This is a genomic window from Phenylobacterium sp., from assembly GCF_019636135.1.
GTDB lineage: Bacteria > Pseudomonadota > Alphaproteobacteria > Caulobacterales > Caulobacteraceae > Phenylobacterium.
The window spans coordinates 21,393-43,111 of the sequence record NZ_JAHBYD010000009.1 but is presented as its reverse complement, the minus strand read 5'-3'; the positions used below and the strand labels follow the sequence as shown (position 1 = coordinate 43,111).

Annotated in this window: 18 protein-coding genes and 1 tRNA gene; 9 read left to right on the top strand and 10 right to left on the bottom strand. The window is 69.0% G+C overall.

Features of this window, described 5'->3' with window-relative positions:
• Positions 1-6: 6 nt before the first annotated feature.
• From KF737_RS08170 to lptF, 3 genes are all read right to left on the bottom strand, one after another.
• Positions 7-2,196 carry an LPS-assembly protein LptD gene (locus KF737_RS08170; protein ID WP_296452762.1) on the bottom strand — a complete coding sequence of 730 codons (2,190 nt, stop codon included), beginning with the start codon at positions 2,194-2,196 and terminating at the stop codon, positions 7-9.
• Positions 2,197-2,450: 254 nt separating this feature from the next.
• Positions 2,451-3,548, bottom strand: coding sequence for an LPS export ABC transporter permease LptG (lptG, locus tag KF737_RS08165; RefSeq protein WP_296452760.1), 1,098 nt, complete (start codon positions 3,546-3,548; stop codon positions 2,451-2,453).
• Positions 3,545-4,681: an LPS export ABC transporter permease LptF gene (gene lptF, locus KF737_RS08160; protein WP_296452757.1), complete on the bottom strand. Its 1,137-nt coding sequence runs from the start codon at positions 4,679-4,681 to the stop codon at positions 3,545-3,547. The genes lptG and lptF overlap by 4 nt, the downstream gene beginning before the upstream one ends.
• Before the next feature lie 137 nt (positions 4,682-4,818).
• Between lptF and KF737_RS08155 the strand changes: the two genes are divergently transcribed.
• From KF737_RS08155 to KF737_RS08140, 4 genes are all read left to right on the top strand, one after another.
• Positions 4,819-6,261, top strand: a complete 1,443-nt coding sequence (locus tag KF737_RS08155) for a leucyl aminopeptidase (RefSeq protein WP_296452755.1) — start codon at positions 4,819-4,821, stop codon at positions 6,259-6,261.
• 163 nt (positions 6,262-6,424) lie between these two features.
• Positions 6,425-7,117 (top strand): alpha/beta fold hydrolase, encoded by a 693-nt coding sequence (locus KF737_RS08150; RefSeq protein ID WP_296452752.1) that lies wholly within the window; start codon positions 6,425-6,427, stop codon positions 7,115-7,117.
• Complete coding sequence (locus KF737_RS08145; protein ID WP_296452748.1) at positions 7,110-7,571, top strand: DNA polymerase III subunit chi; 462 nt, start codon at positions 7,110-7,112, stop codon at positions 7,569-7,571. The genes KF737_RS08150 and KF737_RS08145 overlap by 8 nt, the downstream gene beginning before the upstream one ends.
• Positions 7,568-7,885, top strand: coding sequence for a peptidase inhibitor I78 (locus KF737_RS08140; protein ID WP_296452744.1), 318 nt, complete (start codon positions 7,568-7,570; stop codon positions 7,883-7,885). Before KF737_RS08145 ends, KF737_RS08140 begins: the two co-directional genes overlap by 4 nt.
• A gap of 140 nt (positions 7,886-8,025) precedes the next feature.
• Here the strand turns inward: KF737_RS08140 and KF737_RS08135 are convergent, their stop codons facing one another.
• Both KF737_RS08135 and KF737_RS08130 read right to left on the bottom strand, forming a co-directional pair.
• The gene (locus tag KF737_RS08135) at positions 8,026-9,261 is read right to left on the bottom strand and encodes a glycosyltransferase (protein WP_296452741.1); all 1,236 of its coding nucleotides are present in this window, start codon (positions 9,259-9,261) and stop codon (positions 8,026-8,028) included.
• A gap of 71 nt (positions 9,262-9,332) precedes the next feature.
• On the bottom strand, positions 9,333-11,186 hold the full coding sequence (locus KF737_RS08130; protein ID WP_296452738.1) for a PAS domain-containing protein: 1,854 nt from the start codon (positions 11,184-11,186) through the stop codon (positions 9,333-9,335).
• A gap of 226 nt (positions 11,187-11,412) precedes the next feature.
• Here KF737_RS08130 and KF737_RS08125 point away from each other — a divergent pair.
• Positions 11,413-11,495: transfer RNA gene (locus KF737_RS08125), tRNA-Leu, on the top strand.
• A gap of 38 nt (positions 11,496-11,533) precedes the next feature.
• Here the strand turns inward: KF737_RS08125 and KF737_RS08120 are convergent.
• A complete protein-coding gene (locus KF737_RS08120; protein WP_296452732.1) occupies positions 11,534-12,499 on the bottom strand; it encodes a hypothetical protein in 966 nt (321 codons plus the stop codon).
• Positions 12,500-12,732: 233 nt separating this feature from the next.
• Between KF737_RS08120 and tig the strand changes: the two genes are divergently transcribed.
• Positions 12,733-14,091, top strand: a complete 1,359-nt coding sequence (gene tig / locus KF737_RS08115; protein WP_296453099.1) for a trigger factor — start codon at positions 12,733-12,735, stop codon at positions 14,089-14,091.
• A 254-nt stretch (positions 14,092-14,345) separates the two neighbouring features.
• Here the strand turns inward: tig and KF737_RS08110 are convergent, their stop codons facing one another.
• Positions 14,346-14,531 (bottom strand): hypothetical protein, encoded by a 186-nt coding sequence (locus KF737_RS08110; RefSeq protein ID WP_296452729.1) that lies wholly within the window; start codon positions 14,529-14,531, stop codon positions 14,346-14,348.
• Between the two features lie 343 nt (positions 14,532-14,874).
• On the opposite strand from KF737_RS08110, the gene KF737_RS08105 reads away from it, so the two are divergent.
• The 3 genes from KF737_RS08105 to KF737_RS08095 are packed head-to-tail and all read left to right on the top strand — an operon-like array spanning position 14,875 to position 19,596.
• A complete protein-coding gene (locus KF737_RS08105) occupies positions 14,875-16,659 on the top strand; it encodes an FAD-dependent oxidoreductase (RefSeq protein WP_296452725.1) in 1,785 nt (594 codons plus the stop codon).
• The gene (locus tag KF737_RS08100; RefSeq protein WP_296452722.1) at positions 16,652-18,544 is read left to right on the top strand and encodes a 2-oxoacid:acceptor oxidoreductase subunit alpha; all 1,893 of its coding nucleotides are present in this window, start codon (positions 16,652-16,654) and stop codon (positions 18,542-18,544) included. Before KF737_RS08105 ends, KF737_RS08100 begins: the two co-directional genes overlap by 8 nt.
• Positions 18,541-19,596 (top strand): 2-oxoacid:ferredoxin oxidoreductase subunit beta, encoded by a 1,056-nt coding sequence (locus KF737_RS08095; protein ID WP_296452719.1) that lies wholly within the window; start codon positions 18,541-18,543, stop codon positions 19,594-19,596. Before KF737_RS08100 ends, KF737_RS08095 begins: the two co-directional genes overlap by 4 nt.
• Positions 19,597-19,640: 44 nt before the next feature.
• Here the strand turns inward: KF737_RS08095 and KF737_RS08090 are convergent, their stop codons facing one another.
• The 3 genes from KF737_RS08090 to KF737_RS08080 form a co-directional block, all read right to left on the bottom strand.
• A complete protein-coding gene (locus KF737_RS08090) occupies positions 19,641-20,540 on the bottom strand; it encodes a nucleotide-binding protein (protein ID WP_296452716.1) in 900 nt (299 codons plus the stop codon).
• 19 nt (positions 20,541-20,559) lie between these two features.
• Positions 20,560-20,838, bottom strand: a complete 279-nt coding sequence (locus tag KF737_RS08085) for a hypothetical protein (protein WP_296452713.1) — start codon at positions 20,836-20,838, stop codon at positions 20,560-20,562.
• A 231-nt stretch (positions 20,839-21,069) separates the two neighbouring features.
• Positions 21,070-21,555, bottom strand: a complete 486-nt coding sequence (locus KF737_RS08080) for a hypothetical protein (RefSeq protein ID WP_296452710.1) — start codon at positions 21,553-21,555, stop codon at positions 21,070-21,072.
• Between the last annotated feature and the right edge of the window lie 164 nt (positions 21,556-21,719).

Sequence of the window (21,719 nt, the reverse complement as noted above, 5' to 3'; positions counted from 1 at the left end):
CCCATATTACCTGCCATTGAATGACCCGCCCAATGTGGCGAGCGTTAGGCGCACGGAGACCGACTCGCTCGGTAGCAGACGGCCGATGATCGTGTCTTCGCGGCGATAGATCACATCCACCCGCAGGCAGTCGTCCCGATAGAACACGCCCAGGTCGCGGACGACCCAGCTATCCTGCTTCAGGTCGCGGCTGCCGAAGAAGCTGACGCCGTAGTTCCTGGCGAGGTAGACCTCGCCGCCGAGGTCCAGGTTCTCGCGCTTCGTGCCGTTGATGTCGAAATCGTCGGTCAGGTAGCGGACGAAGCCCGAGCCATGCTTGTTCGAGGCGTTCAGGCCCGCTTCCAGGCGGTGGATGTCGAGCGTGTCGTTGTCGAGGCGCGCGCGGGCGAACACGCTGAGGCCGCGGATCGGCTGGGCGTTGGCGGCCACGACCCAGTCCGACGCCTTGGAGCGCAGGCCCGAGCGGGCGGTGAAGACGTCGTTCTGCTCGGCGCGGAAGCTGCGGCCCAGCAGGAAGTTCGCGCGCCGCCCGTCGTCCCACATCACCGTCGCGCGGCCGGCGACGTTGAGGCGCACGCCGTCCTCGTAGAGGTCGTAGCCGGGGAACTTGTTCGAGCGGAACAGCGTGCTCTCGTCGAGCTCGAAGGCGATGGAATCCTCGTTCAGGTAGACCGGCGCGCCGGCGGCGGTGCGTCCGATCACCACCTGCTTGGCGTTGGGCGAGGCGGCGAGCTGGGCCACCGGCTCCAGGATGATCGTGGCGTCCCCGGTGCGCTTGAAGAACGGATAGCTGAAGTCGACGCCGGCGGTGGCCAGGCCGCGGGTCATCTCGTCCTTGCGGGTGCTGGAGCCCACGCCGGTCAGGATGTCCTGGATGCGGTAGGCGTCGGCGCGCGCGGTCAGGAACGGCGAGAAGCGCATGCCGTTGGCCGCGGTGAACGAGCGGCGCCAGTCGACCTCGCCGGTGATGCGGGCGCTGTCCAGGCCGGGCAGGCGCTGGGTGAGGTCGGTCTGCGATTGCTCGCGGCTCAGCACCACGGCGCTGGTGTGGACGCGCAGGCGGCCGCCCGCCACGGTCTGCACCGGCTCGTAGTGGCCCTCGACCAGCGGGCCGATCACCGGGAAGACGCGGTCGTTCTCGCCCGAGGCGAAGCCGGTCAGCGGGTCGATCGCGCCCGGGCGCAGGCCCTGGATGCTCATGGCCGCGACCGAGAAGTACGACCTCTGGTCCTGGCGGATCGTGTAGAGCTGGCTGATCAGCCGCCGGTCGTCGGCCACGTAGAGCCCGCGGGCCGCGCCCGTGTAGACCTTGCCCACCTCGTACTTGTCGAAGATCAGGTCGTCCGAGGTGCGCTCGGCCGTGAAGCCCCACAGCCACTTCTCGTCGATCTGGAACGCGCCGCGGCCCAGGACGTAGCTGCGGTCGGTCGAGGTGCCGCGCAGCTCGTTGCCCTTGCCGTCGAAGTCGCGGGCGTGGGTGTAGCCGAACCGCATGTCGACATCGCCGGAGTAGAAGCGCTTGCGCACCTGGCCGTTCAGGAACGGCGCGATCTTCGAGTTGATCTGCGGGCTGATCGTCAGGTCGGTCGAAGGCGAGATCACCCAGTAGTAGGGCTGCTCGTACGACACGCCGCGGCGGTCGGAGACCGAGGCCTTGGGCACCAGGAAGCCCGAGGTCCGCTCGGCGTCCGGATCGGCGTGCCAGAACAGCGGCAGGTAGATCGTCGAGACGCCGAACAGCCTGAACCGGGCGTTGCGGTAGTAGACGATCCGCCGCTTCTTGTCGCGCACCACCCGATCGGCCGCGATCGACCAGGTCGGCGTCTTCGGGCTGCCGTCCTTCGCGCAGATCTCGCAGGGCGTGTAGATCGCCTTGTTGAGTTCCTGGATGTTCTCGTTGCGCTTGGCGGCGCTGGCCGCCGCGATCTTCACGTTCTCCTGCAGGCGCGCCGAGAAGCCCAGCGCCACGCCGGCCTTCATCTCGTCGTCCAGCACGATCTCGTCGGCGTATTCGGTCGACCCGTCGGTCTCGACGATGACGACGTGGCCGTAGCCGCGGATGATGCCGCTCTTGTCGTCGTAGGTCAGCTTGTCGGCGCGCAGCGTGCGGCCGTTGTAGCGCACCTCGATGTTGCCGTTGGCGGTCGTCAGGCCCTTGTCGTCCTCACGGACGACCTCGTCGGCCTCCATGTACATCTCGTCTTTCTGGAGCCCGTCGGCGCTGGGGCCCGGAGCACGGGGGCCCGGAGCGCGGGGAGCAGCCGTCTGCGGGGCCTGGGCGTGCGCGCCGCAGGTCCACAGGAGGGCGACCGCGGCGCTCGCCAATAGGGCGCGCTTGCCTGCCGATCGCGCCGTACGCCGACGTACCATCAACCCTCGATCCCCAAAGCGCCGCCCGGTGTGTCTATTTGTTGCCGGCCCCGCGATGCATAGCCCCGCGGCCAAACGATTCAACCGTCTTCGGTGTAGCAAAGCAGGGTCACCCCGGCGAGCAGCGCGACGACCGCGGGCGCCCAGGCCGCGGCGAACAGCGGAATGATGTCGGCCTTGGCCAGCGCGCCGGCGAACTGGTTGAAGAAGAACATGATGAAGCCCAGCGCCACGCCCGCCCCCGCCAGCCCCGCGAGGCCCCCCAGGCGCGCGAGCCGCAGCGAGAAGGCGGCGGCCAGGATCGACATGGCGGCGAAGAGCAGGGGGGTCGCCAGCAGTTGCTGGAACCGCAGCCGGTAGCCGTTGGCCGAGAAGCCCGCCTGCTCGGTGAGCTGGATCGCCCTGGGCAGGCGCCAGAACGCGATCGCCTCGGGCGAGGCCAGCCGCTCCATCGCGGCCTCCTCGTCCAGCGTCGAGCGGATCGAGAGCGTGTCCGACCGGATCGACGAATCGCCCGCCGTCGCCTCGCGCACGTTCTTCAGCCGCCAGTAGCCGGGCTGCAGCGTCGCCTCGCCCGCCTCCAGCCGGCGGCGGAATTCCGGCTGCCCGCGCGCGTTCTTCTCGTAGATGAACAGCGACACGCCCTTCAGCGTGACCGTGCCGCGTTTCACGTCGCGGTCGCGGGCGTGGATGACGATCTGGGTCTTCTCGTCGCCCTGGCGCAGCCAGATGTCCTTGGGCCGGTCGCCCAGGTAGTTCTCCATCAGCCGCGCGCGCTGCAGCTCGAACTGTGCGTTCAGCGCCGCCGACAGCGGGTTGAGCCCGCCCACGGCCAGCAGCCCCAGCACGAACGCCCCGGCCGCCGACGGCAGGATGAACCGCCAGGCCGAGACGCCCGCCGCCCGCATCGCCACCAGCTCGCTGCGCCGGTTCAGCGCCACGAACGCCCCGATGCCGCCGAACAGGAAGCAGAACGGCAGGAGGATCTGGATGATCGACGGGACGCGCAGCAGCGTCAGCTCGAAGATCTGGTCGGCGCCGACGTCGGCCCGCGTGCCCACCTGGCTGGTCAGCTCCACGAACTGGATCAGGAGGATCACCGACGAGATGATCGCCAGCGCGCCGATCACCCCCAGCAGCATGTAGCTCAATACATAGCGCTCGATCCGGCCGGTCATGCGCGCGCCTCGGTGAGGCCCAGCGAGGTCCTGGTGATGTCGATGTAGCGGTTGACCTTCTGGCGGAAGATCTGCGCCAGCGCCGCCCAGGTCGCGGCGATCGGCACGAGGTACTGCAGGATGTTGAGCCAGGCGTTCTCCTCGCAGGCCGCCTGCACCTGGAAGCCGATCAGGCGCACCGCGGCCGCGATCGCGCCCATCGTCACGATCCGCCGCCCGTAGCCGAGGCGCGAGAAGCCGCCGCCGATGATGGCGTTCAGCGCCAGCGCCATGAAGGCGATGTTGTAGAGCGGCGAGGCGATGCGCGCGTTGCCCTCGGCCAGCAGGTCCAGGCGGTTGCGCCGCTCCCAGTCCTGCTGGAGGTCGGGGAAGAACAGCTCGTGCAGGTACCGGTCCGACGGCTTGAAGTGGATGAGCTCGTCCGAGCGGGCCAGCGGCTCCAGGTCGAAGATGTACTCGTCGAAGGTCAGGTAGTTGAGCACGCTGCGGCTCGACAGCTCCTGGTTCGAGCCGTTCCTCATGAACAGCACCGGCCGGCCCTGGGCGCGGCCGACGCGGCCCTGCTCGGCGGTGTAGGTGCTGGTCGACCCGTCCGGCTTCACCTGGTGGATGAAGAGGTTGCGCAGGTTGCCCTGCCCGTCGACGTTCTGGGCGTAGACGGTGAGGCCGGGCGCGGGCTCGGTGAACTCGCCCTCGCGCACCAGGGTGGCGGCCAGGTCCGTGCGAACCAGGAACAGCTCCTCGCGCAGGGCCCGGAACGAGGCCGGCTGCACGAAGACGTTCATCAAGAGCGCCAGGAACGCCACCGTGGCCGCCAGCCGCATCGCCGGGCTGATCACCCGCCAGCGGCTCATCCCGCCGGCGAAGCAGACCACGATCTCCTGCTCGGTGTGCAGCCGGTTCAGCGCCACCAGCGCGGCCACGAACACCGCGATCGGCAGGATCAGGTTGATGAGCTGCGGCATGTACAGCAGCGTCACCTTCAGGAACACGAGCGCGCTCTGGCGCTGGTTCACGATCAGGTCCAGGCCCGCCAGGCTCTGCGAGAGCAACGCGACCGACGTCAGCGCCAGGGTGGCCAGGACCACCGGCCCCGTGAGCTGGCGAAGGAGGTAGCGGTCGATCAGGCGCATTCTTTTGAAAATCGAGTAGCCCGGAGATTTAGATGCGCCCCGGCGGCGGACCTGTTCTAAACCATGCGTCGCTCCGCCACACAACCTGACGTGGGCGCGCCCCGAACACCTGACAAGAACACCTCGCGAGAAGAGACATGGATATCCAGTTCGTCGCGGCCGGCGCCGCTGTTCCCGCCAAGTCCGCGGTGGCCCGCATCGTCTTCGAGGGCGAGACGCAGTCGGGCGCGATCGGCCAGGCCGTGGCCGCCAGCCGCTTCACCGGCGGCAAGGGCCAGACGCTCGACATCCTGGCGCCGCAGGGCGTGGACGCCGCCCGCCTCGTCCTGGTGGGCGCGGGCAAGAAGGACGCCTTCGACGCCGCCGCGGCCGAGAACGCCGCCGCCGCCGGCTACAACGCCGTGAAGGCCTCGGGCCTGGAGACGCTGCGGGTGGAAGGCGCCGGCGCCTTCGCCGCCAACGCCGCCTTCGGCGTGCGCCTCGCCAGCTACCGCTTCGACAAGTACCGGACCAGGGAGCCGGCCGAGAAGAAGCCCTCGATCGCCCGCACCGAGGTGGTCGCGGAGAGCCCCGATGCGACCCTCGCGGGCTTCGCCGACTTCGCCGCCCTGGCCGACGCCATCAGCTTCACCCGCGACCTCGTCTCCGAGCCGCCGAACGTCCTCTTCCCGGCCGAGTTCGCGGCCCGCGTGAAGGAGCTGGAGGACATCGGCCTGGAGGTCGAGGTGCTGGGCGAGGCCGAGATGGCGAAGCTCGGCATGGGCTCGCTGCTGGCCGTGGGGCAGGGGAGCATCCGCGAAAGCCGGCTCGTGGTGATGAAGTGGACAGGCGCGGCCGACAGGTCCGCCCAGCCGGTCGCCTTCGTCGGCAAGGGCGTCTGCTTCGACACCGGCGGCATCTCGATCAAGCCCGCCGAGAACATGGAGGACATGAAGTGGGACATGGGCGGCGCCGGTGCGGTGGCCGGCGTCATGCATGCGCTCGCCGGCCGCAAGGCCAGGGTCAACGCCGTCGGCATCCTGGGCCTGGTCGAGAACATGCCCGACGGGAACAGCTACCGCCCCGGCGACGTGCTGACCTCCATGTCCGGCCAGACCATCGAGGTGGTGAACACCGACGCCGAGGGCCGCCTCGTGCTGGCCGACGCCCTCTGGTACTGCCAGGACCGCTTCAGGCCGAAGGTCATGGTCGACCTGGCGACGCTGACCGGCGCCATCATCATCGCGCTCGGGAACGACTACGCCGGCTGTTATTCCAACAACGAGGAGCTGGCCGCCAACCTCCTCGCGGCCGGCAAGGCCGAGGACGAGGGCCTGTGGCGCATGCCGCTGCCCGAGGCCTACAACAGGCAGATCGACTCCATGATCGCCGACATGAAGAACACCGGCGGCCGCCCCGGCGGCTCGATCACCGCCGCGCTCTTCCTCCAGCGCTACGTGAACAACGTGCCCTGGGCGCACCTCGACATCGCCTCGACCGCCTGGAAGAAGCCCTCGTCCGTCCCCACCATCCCGGACGGCGCCGTCGGCTTCGGCGTGCGGCTCCTCAACCGCATGGTGCGCGACAAGTACGAGGGGTGACCGCCCCCCAAGCATCGTCATCCCCGGGCTTGTCCCGGGGACCCATGAACACCGTCGTCGGTGGGAGGGCAGGACGGCGCCGCCTCGGTTCACGGGCGCGATCGGTGTTCATGGATGGCCGGGACAGGCCCGGCCATGACGTTCGGATGGGGTGGAATTGAGTATGCGCCTCGTCCTCCTGCACAGCCCGCTGCTGGGCCCGCTGTCCTGGCGGCGGGTGGCCGACGCCCTGCGCGACAAGGGCGCCGAGGCCGAGGCGCCCGCGTGGCCCCGGCTCTCGACGCTCGGCGACGACGCCTACGCCGCCCTCGCCAACAGCATGGCCGCCACCCTGGGCCGCGGCCGGCCGGCCATCGTGGTCGCCCACAGCGGCGCCGGCGCCCTGATCCCGTCGGTGGCCGCCCTGGCCAAAGGCGCGCTCGCGGGCGTCGTCTTCTGCGACGCGATCCTGCCGCACCCCGGCCAGTCGTGGTTCGACACCGCCCCGCCGAACCTCGCGGGCCAGCTCCTGGCGGGCGCGGTCGACGGCGCGCTGCCGTCCTGGGACCGCTGGTGGCCGCCGGGCGCGCTGGAACGCCTGCTGCCCGACCCGGCGCTGCGCGAGGACCTGATTGCCGAGCTGGAGCCGATCCCGGTCGGCTACTTCGAGGAACTCGCGCCCGAGCTGGAGCTCGACACGCCCACCGCCTACCTCCAGCTCAGCGGCGCCTATGTCGAGGAAGCGCAGATCGCCGGCCGAAAGGGCTGGCCCGTGGTGCGCCTGCCGCTGCATCATCTGGCCATGCTGACCCACGCCGAAGCCGTCGCCGGCGCCATCCTGTCGCTCGCCGGGCGCCTGGAGGGCCCGAATGGCTGACGCGGCCGCCTGCGAGGTCTGGTTCTACCACCTGGAGCGCACCGGCCTCGACCAGGCCCTGCCCGAACTGCTGGAGAAGACGCTGCAACGCGGCTGGAAGGCCATCGTGCGCTCGTCGGCCCGGGAGCGCATAGACCACCTCGACGGCTGGCTCTGGAGCTACCGGGACGAGAGCTTCCTGCCGCATGCGCCGGCCGACGAGCCCAATGCCGCCCGCCAGCCGATCCTGCTCACGACGCGGACGGAAAACCCGAACGCGGCCGACGCGCTGTTCCTCGTCGACGGCGCCGAGGCCGGCGACCTGGCGGGCTACCAGCGCTGCATCGTGATCTTCGACGGCGCGGACGACGGGCAGTTGCAGAACGCCCGCGCCCAGTTCCGGGAGGCCAAGGCCAGGGGCCACCCGGTCTCGTACTGGAAGCAGCAGGCGCGCGGATGGGAGAAGCAGGCATGAGGCGGGTTGCGCTGGCGGTGACGCTCATAGCCCTCGCGGGCTGTTCGACCCCGGCCCCGCCGGAACCCCCGCCGCCGCCGCCACTGGCTCTGGCGCCCGCGCCGCCCCCACCGCCGCCCCCGGACACCTGCGGCGCGCGCGAGCACCAGGACCTGGTCGGCCGTCCGCGCACCGAGATCCCGATCCCGCTGGATCCCGCCCGGCAGCGCGTCGCCTGCACCACCTGCCCGATGACCATGGACTTCCGCCCCGAGCGCCTGAACTTCTTCTTCGACGCCAAGACCGGCCTCATCCAGGACGTCCGCTGCGGGTGACTCCCTCCTGGAACGTCATCCCCCGGCTTGTCCGGGGGACCCATTGGGCTGTGCGCCTCCGATTGTGCGCGGCGTCGACGCTGCGATTCCTCGCCAACTCACAGCCCAATGGGTGGCCCGGACAAGCCGGGCCATGACGATCAGGGGTGAGGTGGAATCGCCACCCCGTGCTCGCGCAGCAGCGCCAGCCATGCCTCGCGGCCCTTGGCGCGGTCGAACTTCGCCACCGCCGTCTCGCGCGCGGCGGCCCGCAGCGGCGCGAAGGCCTCCGGCGCCCGGCACGCCGCGATCATCGCCGCCGACAGCGCGTCGACATCGAAGAACGGCAGCAGGGTCCCGTCGACCCCGTCGGTGATCGCGTCGTGCAGCGGCGCCGTGTCGGAGCCGATCACGTAGCAGCCGCTCGCCATCGCCTCGCTCAGCGACCACGAGAGCACGAACGGATAGGTGTAGTAGACGTGCGCCGCGCCCAGCCGCAGCGCCGCCAGCATCCGCGCGTGCGGCACGCGGCCGAGGAAGTGGACGCGGCTGCGGTCGAACGCCAGCGGCCCGAAGATCGCCGCCGTCCAGCTCCTCCCGTCCGGCGCCGCGCCGCCATAGGCCCGCTTCGACGAATCGCCGATCACGATCACCTGGGCGTCCGGAACCTCGGCCAGCAGGCGAGGCAGGGCGCGGGCGAAGATGTGCAGGCCCCGCAGCGGCTCCATGTTGTTGTTCACATAGGTGATCACCGGCGCGCCGGGCGCGATGATCCGGCCGTCCTCCAGCGCGAACGGCTCCGCCGGCGCGGGACGGATCGCGGCCACGTCGACGCCTTCGTGGATCACGCGGGTCCGCTCGCGGAACACCGGCGGCAGGGCGCCGGCCTGGAACGCCGTGGGCGCCACGATCGCATCCGCGGTCGCGTAGGCCAGCGCCATCACCGGGTTCTTCGAATGCACGCGGAAGATCTGCTCGTCCGTCTCGGGGAAGAACTCGGTGTCGAACCCCACGTCGTAGCCGCGCGCGTGGTACCAGAACTCGGCGAAGGCGATCTGCCGGGCCGCCGGGAACAGCTCGCCCAGGAACGTCGTCTCGCCCCAGCCGGGATGGCCCACGATCACCTGCGGATCCCATCCCTCGTGCTTCAGCGCCTTGGCGGCCTCGTAGGCGGCGCGGCCGCGGATCAGGTCGGCCTCGGCGCGCACGGCCAGCGGATAGATGCCCTCGGTCGTGCCGCGGGGCAGGGCGTAGCGCGCCAGCCGCACCCCCGGCAGCTCGCGCGAATGGGCCTGCCCCACCGCCATGCACGGCACGCCCCGCGCCGCCAGCGCCTCGGCCAGGTCCCGGAACTGGGCCGGGAAGTTGTTGTGGACGAAGAGGACGCCGGCGGGCATGCCGCGCCTTTAGCCCGGCCGGGAAGCCGCTGTCACGCGCCGCCCGCCCACGGCATGTCCGTGGCTGGCGGTCAGGCGGGTATCTCCATTTCGAAGGTCAGTCCCGCCGGCGTGAGCGCGCGCGAGAAGGTCCCCTTCAGTTGCCGTTCGATGGTCAGGGTCAGGAGCTTCGATCCGAACCCGCCGTTCCCGGCGGCCGGACGGGAGGCGGACACGCCCTCTTCCGACCATGACAGCATGATCCGCCCGCCGGCGCATCGGAAGCGCAGGGACAGCAGGCCGCCCTCGCAGGCCAGGGCCCCGTACTTCGCGGAGTTGGTCGCAAGCTCATGGAAGACCAGCGTGAGAGGTGTCACCAGATGCTCCTGGAGCAGGGCGTCGTCGCCCTGCACCACGATCCCCCTGCCGCCCTCGTAGGGCGCGAGGATGGCGCGGGCGAGCGACTGGAGGGACCTTGTCCCATCCGGAACCGTGTCACGGCTGCGGATGAACTCATGCGCCGTATGCAGGGCGGAGAGGCGGTGGCGAAGCTGATCGGCAAAGGGGCCGAAGGCGGCGTCTTCCCGGCCCGAGAGCACGACCAGGCCGTTCACGAGGGCGAACAGGTTCCTGATCCGATGCTCCAGCTCGTTGGCGACGAGCTCGCGTTCCATCTCGAGGGTCTTGTTCTCCTCGATGTCGGTGGCGGTCCCGTACCAGCGCGTGATCGCGCCGTCGGCGTCGCGAACCGGCAGCGCCATGACGCGGAGCCAGCGATATCGCCCCGAATGATGCAGGAAGCGGTATTCGATGTCGTAGGGCCGGCCGGTCGCGACGCATCCGCTCCAGTCTTCCGACACGCGGCGCCAATCGTCCGGGTGGACCAGCACCTCCCAGGTCGTCTCGTCCATGTCGGACACGTCCACGCCGGTGAACTCGTTCCAGCGCGAATTGAAATAGTCGTGCCGGCCGTGGACGTCGGTGCTCCAGACGATCTGGGGAACGGATTCGACCAGCCCCCGGAAACGCCTTTCGCTGTCGGCCAGGGCGTCTTCGGCGGCGATCTGGCTGGTCAGGTCGACGACGACTCCGCACAGCTTGACGACGGCGCCCTTTTCGTCCCGCACCGCGCGGCCCGCATCGAGATACCAGTGCGTCGCCCCGTCCGACGTCACGATGCGGTAGCGGCATTTGTAGTCGGCCCCGGTGCGGGCGGCTTGCGCCAGCACGTTCCGCCACCTCGCCCGGTCGTCCGGGTGTACGAGATGGGCGAACAGGTCGTTGTCTATGCTGGCGCGGCCGTCCTGCGCGCTCATGCCGAAGAGCCGGGCGAAGCGCCCGTCGCACGTCAGCCGGTTCGTCGCCAGGTCCAGGTCCCACGTTCCGACGATGCCGCCCGCGTCGAGCGCGATCTCGATGCGCTCCTGCGAGCGCCGGAGGTCGCGCAGGGCCATGACGCGCTCGGTCGTTTCGCTGATGACCAGGAACACGCCGGCCACGTTGCCGTCCACGTCGGCGATCGGGGTGCAGGCCAGGTGGAACCACGCGGGGTTCCATTCGCCGTTGCGGCAGACCTGGAACGACTCGTCCCGGAAGCTGCGGCCCAGGCCCGCGAAGCACCGGTCGATCCCCTCGCGGCACAGGGCGGCGGCCTGCGGGAACACCTCCTCGACCGGCCTTCCCAGCGACCCGGCATAGTACATGCCGAACAGGTCGCGTGCGGCGTCGTTATGGGCGAGCAGGCCCTCTCGTCCGATGAACACCGCCATGGGCGCGGGCGACAGGAGCATCAGCCGCACCGCATACTTCAACGGGTCGGGCCATTGCTCGATCGCGCCCGCCGACGTGGAGGCCCAGTCGAACTGGCGCGTCGCCTCCGCCATGGGGATATGGCCGGGGGCATCGGCGTCCGCGGGGCTCAATCCGCTGAAGATGTGTTCGGGCATCCGCGCTCTCCCCATCGCTGGAGGCGAGCGTCGGCCTCTCGTTGCCCCCACCGATCCTCGCCGCTTCCTCTTGGATGTCGGGAAGCGATCTTGCCCGAGCCTATCCGAATTCCCCGGATTGTGCAGCGTCCGTGTCCACCGCCGGGCGGACCGGGCAGGGCGCGCCCGGGGCGGCCTCAGGCGGTGAGTTGGCGCGCCCCGGCCCGCCCGCTATACACGCCCCATTGCGGGCGTGGCGGAACTGGTAGACGCACCTGGTTTAGGTCCAGACGCTTCGGCGTGGGGGTTCGAGTCCCTCCGCCCGCACCAAGGCGGGGAGGCGGCCGGAAGGACGCGCCTTGGGCCGCCTAACGGGACCGCGGATTCTGCGGGTTGGTCCAGCGATAGCGGTAGGCGTCTTCCGGATGGCCCGGCTCGGGCGCGACGACGCGGCGCAGGGGCCGATACCCCGGGCCCGGGTCCCCCATCCTGTCGAGCGCCGTGCGCGCGGCGGGGTTTCCGTTGAACACCCAGTCGGCAAGCGCATCGAAGGGGCGCGAAACGGCATATTGCTTCTGCAGCGCCGACGGGTTGCGCCCCGGCGTGGCGTGGTCGGCCTCGAAGCCGCAGGCGGCGTCGGACGCCACCAGGGCATAGAAGCGGTCCGTGGCGCGGCTGGCCTTGTAGAGGTCGATCGCCATGCGGTGGTCGTTCACGTCGTCGTCGTCATAGACCTCGATGAACTGGACCGCCTGCGCGGGCAGCGCGGCGACCTTCGCGTCGGTGATCTGGTACGAATACCAGGGGGCGAGCGCCATCAGGAAGGCGCCGTTCTTCCCCCATCCCTTTTCGACCAGGCCCTCGTAGGCCATCGCGGGGACGGCGCCGCCGCCGAAGGAATGCCCGACGAAGGCGACGCGGCTCAGGTCCATTCGCCCGCCGAACCGCGCGGCGGCGGCCGCGAACCCCTGCCACAGGCTGTCGTAGCGCTGATCCACCGTGACGCCGCGCATGGGATAGGTCGAGAACACGACGATGTGGCCCGTGCTGACCATGTGCCGGATGACGTCGGCGTAGGTCGAGGCGAGCCCCAGCCCGAATCCGTGTGCGAAGAAGACGACGGGGCTGGGCGCCGTCGCGCCCTTGGGGAAGTAGATCGTCATCTCGTCGCCGGCGTCGCCCGGATTGGCGAGCTGTTCGGTCTCGACGCCATAGGCGCCGTCGGCGCCATAGCCCGCGGCGATGGGTTGCGCGGCGCAGCCCGCGCCGTCGGCGGCGTTCGCGCAGGACGCGTACATCGCGAGCGCTGCGGCAAGCGTGAGAAGAGGCTTCACGGTGCTCCCCCTTTTCCTTCCGGCATGTCGGCCGCGCGTCCGGCGCGGCCCGGCGGCGTGCCATCGCGGGCGGCGCCCGCGCCGTCAAGGGGCAGGGGGCTTTCACCGCCCGCGGCGCCGTGACATAAGGGCGCCTTCGCGCCGCCGGGGTCACTTCGGCGGCTACTCCCGCTTGTCGTGAAAGGGCGGATCCGGCGCGGCGCCACGCGCGGTCCAGGAATCTGAGAATGTCGATGCAGATCGTTGAGAAGTCTGGTGAAGGCCTGAGCCGCGTTTACGGCGTGACGGTGCCGCAGAAGGACCTGTCCGAGCGCCTGGAGGCCCGGATCAAGGAGATCGCCCCGACCCTCAACGTGAAGGGCTTCCGCCCCGGCAAGGTGCCGCCGGCCCACGTGAAGCGCCTCTATGGCAAGGCGCTGATGAGCGAAGTGGTGCAGCAGACGCTGACCGAGAGCACCCAGAAGGTGCTCGACGACAACAACATCCGCCCGGCCGGCGACCCCGACCTGAAGCCCGAAGGCGACATCGAGGCCGTCATGGACGGCAAGGCCGACCTCGCCTACGAGATCTCGCTCGACATCATGCCCGAGTTCCAGCCGGTCGAGGCCGAGACGCTCAGCCTCTCGAAGCCGGTCTACACGCCCACCGACAAGGAGGTGGACGAGGCCGTCGCCGAACTCGCGAGCCAGAACCGCACCTATGAGCCGCGCACGGGCAAGGCCGTGAAGGCCAAGGACGGCGACCAGCTCGTCATCGACTTCATCGGCCGCGTGGACGGCGAGGCCTTCGAAGGCGGCACGGCCGAGGACGTGCCCCTGGTGCTGGGTTCGGGCCAGTTCATCCCGGGCTTCGAGGAGCAGCTCGTCGGCGCCAAGCCCGACAGCGACGTGACCGTGAAGGTGACCTTCCCGGCCGACTACCAGGCGGCCAACCTCGCCGGCAAGGACGCCGAGTTCGAGACCAAGGTGAAGGAGGTCCGCGCCCCGGTGGAATCGGCCGCCGACGACGCCCTGGCCGAGCGCCTGGGCCTCGAAAGCCTCGAGAAGCTCAAGGAGCTGGTGAAGGGCAACCTCGAGGAGCAGTACGCCAGCGCCTCGCGCTTCAAGCTGAAGCGTGCGCTGCTCGACCAGCTCGACGAGAAGCACGACTTCCCGCTGCCGCCGAAGATGGTCGACGCCGAGTTCGCCGCGATCTGGAGCCAGGTCCAGCAGGACAAGGAATCGGGCCAGCTCCCCGAGGACGACGCCAAGAAGACCGACGACCAGCTCGAGAAGGAATACCGCAAGATCGCCGAGCGCCGGGTGCGCCTGGGCCTGGTGCTGGCCGAGATCGGCCGCGCCAACAACGTCACGGTGACCGAGCAGGAGCTGGCCGAGGCCATCCGCCGCGAGGCCATCAAGTACGGCCCGCAGGCCCAGCAGGTCTTCAACCTGCTCCGCGAGAACCAGAACGCCCAGGCGCAGCTCCGCGCGCCCATCTTCGAGGACAAGGTCGTCGACCTCATCGTCTCCAAGGCCAAGGTCAAGGACAAGAAGGTCTCGAAGGACGAACTGATGAAGGAAGACGACCTGCCCGCGGGCTACGAGGAGTAGCCCTCCCACGGGTTGTCATCCCGGTTTTCGCGCAGCGAAAGACCGGGACCCATAAGCGCAAGCGGCGCCGTCCCTGGCTGGACGGCGCCGTTTCCGATTCAACGTCCTAATCCCGCTCATCCCCGCGCATGCGGGGACCCAGACTTGCCTCTTGGTTCGGCGCAGCGAGGCGCACCCCGGCAACGCGGGCGATCACAAAAGGGAAGCCTGGGTCCCCGCATGCGCGGGGATGAGCGGAGGGGGGATGAGCGGGTTTACAGCGACCGCAGATGCCGCAGCTTCTCGGCGTTCTCGACGGAGGCGCGGCGTTCGTTGATGGCGCGGTGCAGGTCGAGCGCCTCGGCGGCGTCGAGCGGCGACATCGCGGCGATCATGTCGCCCATGGAGTCGGGGGCGGACTCGGGCGCGCGATTCGTCGGCATGTCCGTCGGCATGTCCATGGACAACTCTCCCAAACCTGCCGGGCGGCAGGGCCTCTCCCAACGGTTAAGGTATCATTCACCTCCCGCGTCGGCCAGCGCCGCCCCGGTTGAATCGGGCCTGTGGGCGATCACACTCTGGTGTGGACGGCGTCGCGAGGCCCGCTTCAGGAGCCCGCCGGGCCGGCACACGCACCGTTACAGAAATCGGTGAACCGTGATCAGGAATCGGTTGGCTTCCGCCGGACGCGGGGCCTAGTCTGCCCTGTGTCAACGCCGCGTCGGGGTGGCGGGGCCATCTCTGCGGGGGCAGGGCATGACTTCGGCGCCTCGGGAGTAGAGCGATCCCGGAAGGAAGCGAGTTTTGCAGCGCACGCGTGAGCTTGGTCCCGACTACTTCCACAAGGTCGTCGATTGCCAGTGGGCCTGCCCCGCGCACACGCCGGTTCCCGAATACATCCGATTGATCGCCGACGGCCGCTACGGCGACGCCTACATGATCAACTGGAAGTCCAACGTCTTCCCGGGCGTGCTGGGCCGCACCTGCGACCGCCCCTGCGAGCCGGCCTGCCGCCGCGGCCGCGTCGAGGACGAGCCGGTGGCCATCTGCCGGCTGAAGCGCGTCGCCGCCGACAACAAGGGCGACGTCGCCGCCCGGATGCCGCCGGTCACGACCGCCCGCAACGGCAAGCGCGTCGCCCTCGTCGGCTGCGGCCCCGCCTCCCTGACCGTGGCGCGCGACCTGGCCCCGCTCGGCTACGAGCTCACCGTCTTCGACGGCGACACCCGCTCGGCCGGCATGATCCGCAGCCAGATCCCCCGCTTCCGCCTGCCGGAGGAGGTGATCGACGAGGAGGTGGGCTTCATCACGGCCTTGGGCGGCATCGAGCTGCGCCTGGGCCAGCGGGTCGACAGCCTGAAGGCCCTGCTCGACGACGGCTACGACGCGGTGTTCGTCGGCTCCGGCGCCCCGCGCGGCCGCGACCTCGACATCCCCGGCCGCCGGGAGGCGGCGGCCAACATCCACATCGGCATCGACTGGCTCTCCAACGTCTCGTTCGGCCACACCGAGAAGATCGGCAAGCGCGTCATCGTGCTGGGCGGCGGCAACACCGCCATGGACTGCTGCCGCACGTCGCGCCGCCTCGGCGGGACCGACGTGAAGGTCATCGTCCGCTCCGGCTTCGAGGAGATGAAGGCGTCCCCCTGGGAGAAGGAGGACGCCATGCACGAGGACATCCCGATCATCAACATGCGGGTCCCCAAGGCCTTCACCCACGAGAACGGCAAGCTCACGGGCGTGCTGTTCGAAGTCGTCGAGGCAGTGATCGACGACAAGGGCCGCCGCAAGCTGGTCCCCACCGGCGACCTCGACGAGCACTACGCCTGCGACGACGTCCTGGTCGCGGTCGGCCAGGAGAACGCCTTTCCCTGGATCGAGGACGACATCGGCCTGGAGTTCGACGAGTGGCACATGCCCAGGGTCGACGCCGCCAGCTTCCAGTCGACGCTCCCCAACGTCTTCTTCGGCGGCGACGCCGCGTTCGGGCCGAAGAACATCATCTGGGCCGTCGCCCACGGCCACGACGCCGCCGTCTCGATCCACAAGTTCTGCCAGGGCGAGGACGTCGCCGTCCGCCCGCCGCCGGGCGCGACCCTGGTCTCCCAGAAGATGGGCATCCACGAGTGGAGCTACGACAACGACGTCTCCAACGACCAGCGCTACCGCGTGCCGCTGCGCGACAAGCATGAGGCGCTGAAGGACATCCGCGTCGAGGTCGAGCTCGGCTTCGACCGCGAGCTGGCGCTCGGCGAGGCCCAGCGCTGCCTGAACTGCGACGTCCAGACGGTGTTCGCCGACAAGCTCTGCATCGAGTGCGACGCCTGCGTCGACATCTGTCCGATGGACTGCATCACCTTCACCGAAGACGGTGACGAGGCCGACCTGCGCGGCCGCCTCAAGGCGCCGGCCACGAACCTGACCCAGGACCTCTACGTCTCGGGCAAGCTGCCCACCGGCCGCGTGATGGCCAAGGACGAGGACGTCTGCCTGCACTGCGGCCTCTGCGCCGAGCGGTGCCCGACCGGCGCCTGGGACATGCAGAAGTTCTACCTCGAAATGACCCACGCAGGGGGCCTCCGTGGCTGATGCCGCCGTCTCGCAGCAGGCCCCGTCCGCCGCCCTGAAGGGCGCGCGGATCAACGACTTCGTCGTCAAGTTCGCCAACGTCAACGGCTCGGGTTCGGCCAGCGCCAACGGCATGTTCGCCCGCAGCGTGATGCGCATGGGCGTGCCCGTGGCGGCCCGCAACATCTTCCCGTCGAACATCCAGGGCCTGCCCACCTGGTACGAGGTGCGCATCACCGAGGCCGGCCATCTCGGCCGCCGCGGCGGCGTCGACCTGATGGTCGCCATGAACCCGCAGACCTGGGACCGCGACATCGCCGAGATCGAGCCCGGCGGCTTCCTGTTCTACGACTCCACCAAGGCGATGCCGCCGCAGAAGTTCCGCGACGACATCACGGTCATCGGCGTGCCGCTGACGGCCATGTGCAACGAGGCCTACGAGCTTCCGCGCGAACGCCAGCTCTTCAAGAACATCATCTACGTCGGCGCGCTGGCCGGCCTGCTGGGCATCGAGCCCGAGGCGGTCGAGAGCCTGATCCGCGACGACTTCGCGGGCAAGGACCGGCTGATCAAGGCCAACTTCGAGGCCCTGCACATGGGCTACGGCTACGTCCGCGACCACCTGAAGCCGCTGCCGTTGCAAGTCCGCCGCGCCGACGCGGTCGGCGACCGCATCTACGTCGAGGGCAACCAGGCCGCCGCGCTGGGCGCCGTCTACGGCGGCGCCACCGTCTGCGCCTGGTATCCGATCACGCCGTCCACCAGTCTGGCCGAGGCCTTCACCGGTTATTGCCAGGATCTGAGAGTCGACCCGCAGACGGGCAAGGCGCGCTACGCCATCATCCAGGGCGAGGACGAGATCGCCTCGATCGGCATGGTCGTCGGCGCCGGCTGGAACGGTTGCCGCGCCTTCACCGCCACCTCCGGCCCCGGCGTAAGCCTGATGACCGAATTCATCGGCCTTTCCTACTTCGCCGAGATCCCCGCGGTGATCTTCGACGTCCAGCGCGGCGGCCCGTCCACCGGCATGCCCACCCGTACGCAGCAGGCCGATCTGCTCGCCGCCGCCTATTCCGGCCACGGCGACACCAAGCACCCGATGCTGCTGCCCGCCGACCCCGGCGAATGCTTCGAGATGGGCGCGCTCGCCTTCGACCTGGCCGACCGGCTGCAGACCACCGTCTTCGTCATGCTCGACCTCGACATCGGCATGAACGAGTGGCTGACCAGGCCCTTCCAGTGGGACGACAGCCGCCGCATGGATCGCGGCAAGGTGATGACCGCCGAGGAGCTCGAGGCCGGCGCCGACTTCGGCCGCTACAAGGAGGTCGACGGCGACGGCATCCCGTACCGCACCTATCCCGGCACGCACCCCACCAAGGGCGGCTATTTCACCCGCGGCACCTCGCGCAACCCCTACGCCCGCTATTCGGAGGAGGGGGCCGTCTACGTCGACAACATGGAGCGCCTGCTCCGCAAGTTCGAGACGGCCAAGGCGCTCGTTCCGGCCCCCATCCTGCGCAGCGCCCAAGGCAAGGGAGGAGGGGGCAAGACCCGCGACGGCGTCATCTACTTCGGCTCCACGGCGCCCGCCATGCACGAGGCGCTCGACATGCTGGAGGCGCAGGGGCGCAGGCTGAACGCACTGCGCGTCCGCGGCTTTCCCTTCGCCGACGCGGTGACGGACTTCATCGCCGCCCATGACCGCGTCTTCCTGGTAGAGCAGAACCGCGACGCGCAGCTCCGCACCCTCATCATGACCGAGGGCGACGTCGACCCGGCCCGGCTCGTCTCCATCCTGCACTACGACGGCACGCCCATCACCGCCCGGTTCATCGCTGGCGCGATCGCGCAGCGCATGGCCCAGGGGCACACGGACGCGGGCCACATCGAGGCGGCGGAATGACCTACATCCTGAAGCCCCAGTTGCATCACCCGGCGCTGGCGAAGAACAGCCTGGGCTACACGCGGCGCGACTACGAGGGCTCGGTCTCCACCCTGTGCGCCGGCTGCGGCCACGACTCCATCAGCGCCTCGATCATCCAGGCCTGCTTCGAGCTGGAGCTGCCGCCCCACCGCGTGGCCAAGCTCTCCGGCATCGGCTGCTCCTCCAAGACCCCCGACTACTTCCTGGGCAACTCCCACGGCTTCAACACCGTCCACGGCCGCATGCCCTCGGTGCTCACCGGCGCCAACCTCGCCAACCGCGACCTGATCTACCTCGGCGTCTCGGGCGACGGCGACTCGGCCTCCATCGGCCTCGGCCAGTTCGCCCACGCCATCCGGCGCGGCGTGAACATGCTCTACATCGTCGAGAACAACGGCGTGTACGGCCTCACCAAGGGCCAGTTCTCCGCCACCTCCGACAAGGGCTCCAAGTCCAAGCGCGGCGTGGTCAACACCGACGCCGGCATCGACATGGTCAGCCTCGCGCTCCAGATGGGCGCCACCTTCGTCGGCCGCTCCTTCTCCGGCGACAAGGACCAGCTCGTCCCGCTCATCAAGGCCGGCCTCGCCCACAAGGGCGCCGCCTTCATCGACTGCGTCTCCCCGTGCGTGCAGTTCAACAACCACACGGGCTCCACCAAGAGCTTCGACTACGTGCGCGAGCACAACGAGGCCGTGAACCGCCTCGACGTCATCACCCCGCGCGACGAGATCAGGGTCGACTACAAGCCCGGCGAGACCGTGAAGGTCCAGCAGCACGACGGCTCCATCCTCTCCCTCCACAAACTCAACGACCTCTACAACCCCGCCAGCCGCGCCCAGGCGTTGGGATATTTGCAAGCGCGGCAGGCGAGGGGCCAGATCGTGACGGGCCTGCTGTTCGTGGACCCGAACGCGGGGGATTTGCACGATGCGGTGGGGACTGTGGAGACCCCGCTGAATGCGCTCGGCGAGGCGGAGCTAGTGCCGGGGGCGGGAGCGCTGGAGCGGATCAACGCGGCGTTGAGGTAGCCTGCTGCCTCGGCGAGAGCACGCCGGAGCGGATAGAGATGCGACTACCTGCGACGCATTACTTTGTTCCAATCAACTTCGTAGCCAGCGGCGTCGAGTTCTTGGGCTAGTGACTGGCGCCACGCGCCGGCAGGATCGAACTCCGTGTAGACGACCCCCGCGAAATCCGATGGGATTTCTACGCCACCCTTACGCAGTGCGCAGACCCGCTCGCGGCCTAGAAGCCCTACGAAGTAACCGAGTTCCAAGATCACGTTCTGTCGCGCTCTCGGCCTTAGATCTGTATCCACATTGGCTCGGCCCGTGTCATCTGGCGTTAGCAGCACGACCGAAAAACCAACGTTTGCGTTTGCCTGAAGCTTCTCAACAACAGTCATTCCACGATTTGCCTGCTCGTGGAGAATGACCGGTTCTAGGCCAACATCCGACAAGAAGCGCGCAACCATCTCACGCGGCGCTTCCTCGTGCCCGTGAACGATGAATACGCGATGCTTGTCATTCGGTGCCGAGCGCATCGGGCGATCAGTTCCCGCAGAGCTCAAGTGCGCCTCCACGTACTTCTTGTAGTCACGACCGAAGGGAATGATCACCGCCGCCGTGATCTTCCGAATGGCCGCTGCGTGCTTTGACCCCGCATCGTACCAGTGGTGAGCGAAGCTCAAGAACCAGTGAGGATCGGCTGCGCCTCGTTCGATTAGTATCATAGCCAGGCCGAGTTCCTTCTCACGCTTCTCAGGCCAAGTGAGACGTGCGCTGCCCACCATGCTGCCGCCTTGGTGCGAGCCGGAAACGAACGCGTCAAAGTCCACGCCCCCCTTCAGCGACTCTGCAATGGGCGCGAGTTTTCCGGCTCCTATAGATGCCGCTAGGCGCTTCAGCGGGCGCTCATAGGTGTTGTAGTCAGCGGACTGAAGATCGAGGATGGCATTGTTGACGTCATCCAATTCAGGTGGAGCTGCCACGCTACTCGCCCTTCTCAAGGCGCGCAGAAGCAGCGCGATTTATTATCGCTTCGCGTCCATTTTCCTTGAGTTGCTCTCCCATATTCTTTACCAGTTCGTTCTCCCGATACGGTGCCAATCGCTGGTCTACGGCAGCGTTGAGCTGCTGGATCGCCTCCTCAATGCTGGCCGGATCAAACGGATCGAACTTCAGGCTAGCGAGATCACCGTCTAACTCCTGGGCAGCCTCCTGCGCTTCGTTCAGTTTCCTCACTAGGGAATCTAAGCCATTGATCTTCATGCTTGGACGCGCTTCCGGCTGAGGTGATCCTGACGAATCACTGATTCGCTCTTCTACTCCAAGCTGTGCAGCGTGGCTTGGCGGTGCCTCTCGCCGGACCCTGCTCGCGCTCAAGCGGGCCTCAGTCGCTCGTCGGCCGCTAGACCGCGCCGCATGGCCTGGCCCTGGCGCGGGACTTCGCGTCGACTGCCTGCTACGGTGCTGAGGCCAGCAGCCGGTGCGGCTGCCCCCTCACCGCCGCGGTGACTCCTGGATCGGCACCTCCAGCCGCGTCAGGTTCTGGCGGCGCATCGCTTCTTCCAGGCTGCGGATCGGCTCGCCGGCGGTGGTCTTGAAGCTGAGCGTCACCGGCCTGGCGCGGCGCTCGGAGAGGTTCTGGAAGCCGCCTTCCGCGTCCGGCTGAGCGTTGAACGCCAGTTCGTAGCTGCGGCCCGGCAGGGCGGTGCACAGCAGCACGAAGGTCTTGCCGTCGTTCAGCAGGCGAGGGGTCTTCACGCAGGACGGCGCCTCGGCGCCCGTGGCCGCGGTGATGTCGAAGCCGGTCGCGGTCATCCGCTGGTCGAAGGTGAGCTTCAGGATCAGCACGCCCGGCGGCACGGCCTCCCCCTCGGTCGGATAGCTGGCGACCAGGTTGGGCGGCGGGGTCAGGGGGCTGACGCGCAGCTCCGAGACCTCGTGCGGCGGCGACGGTGGGGGCGGCGCGGCAGCCATCATCATCCCCCGAGACTGCGCCCCGGACCCCACGCCCGCAAGAGAACCACGGATTTCACGGATGACCCCGGACGGCCCGCGCCGCCGGCGCATCCATCCGTGCAATCCGTGAAATCCGTGGTTCCTCTCGCCAGACGCTGGCGGTGAAAGTGCGGCTGAAGCGCGACCTC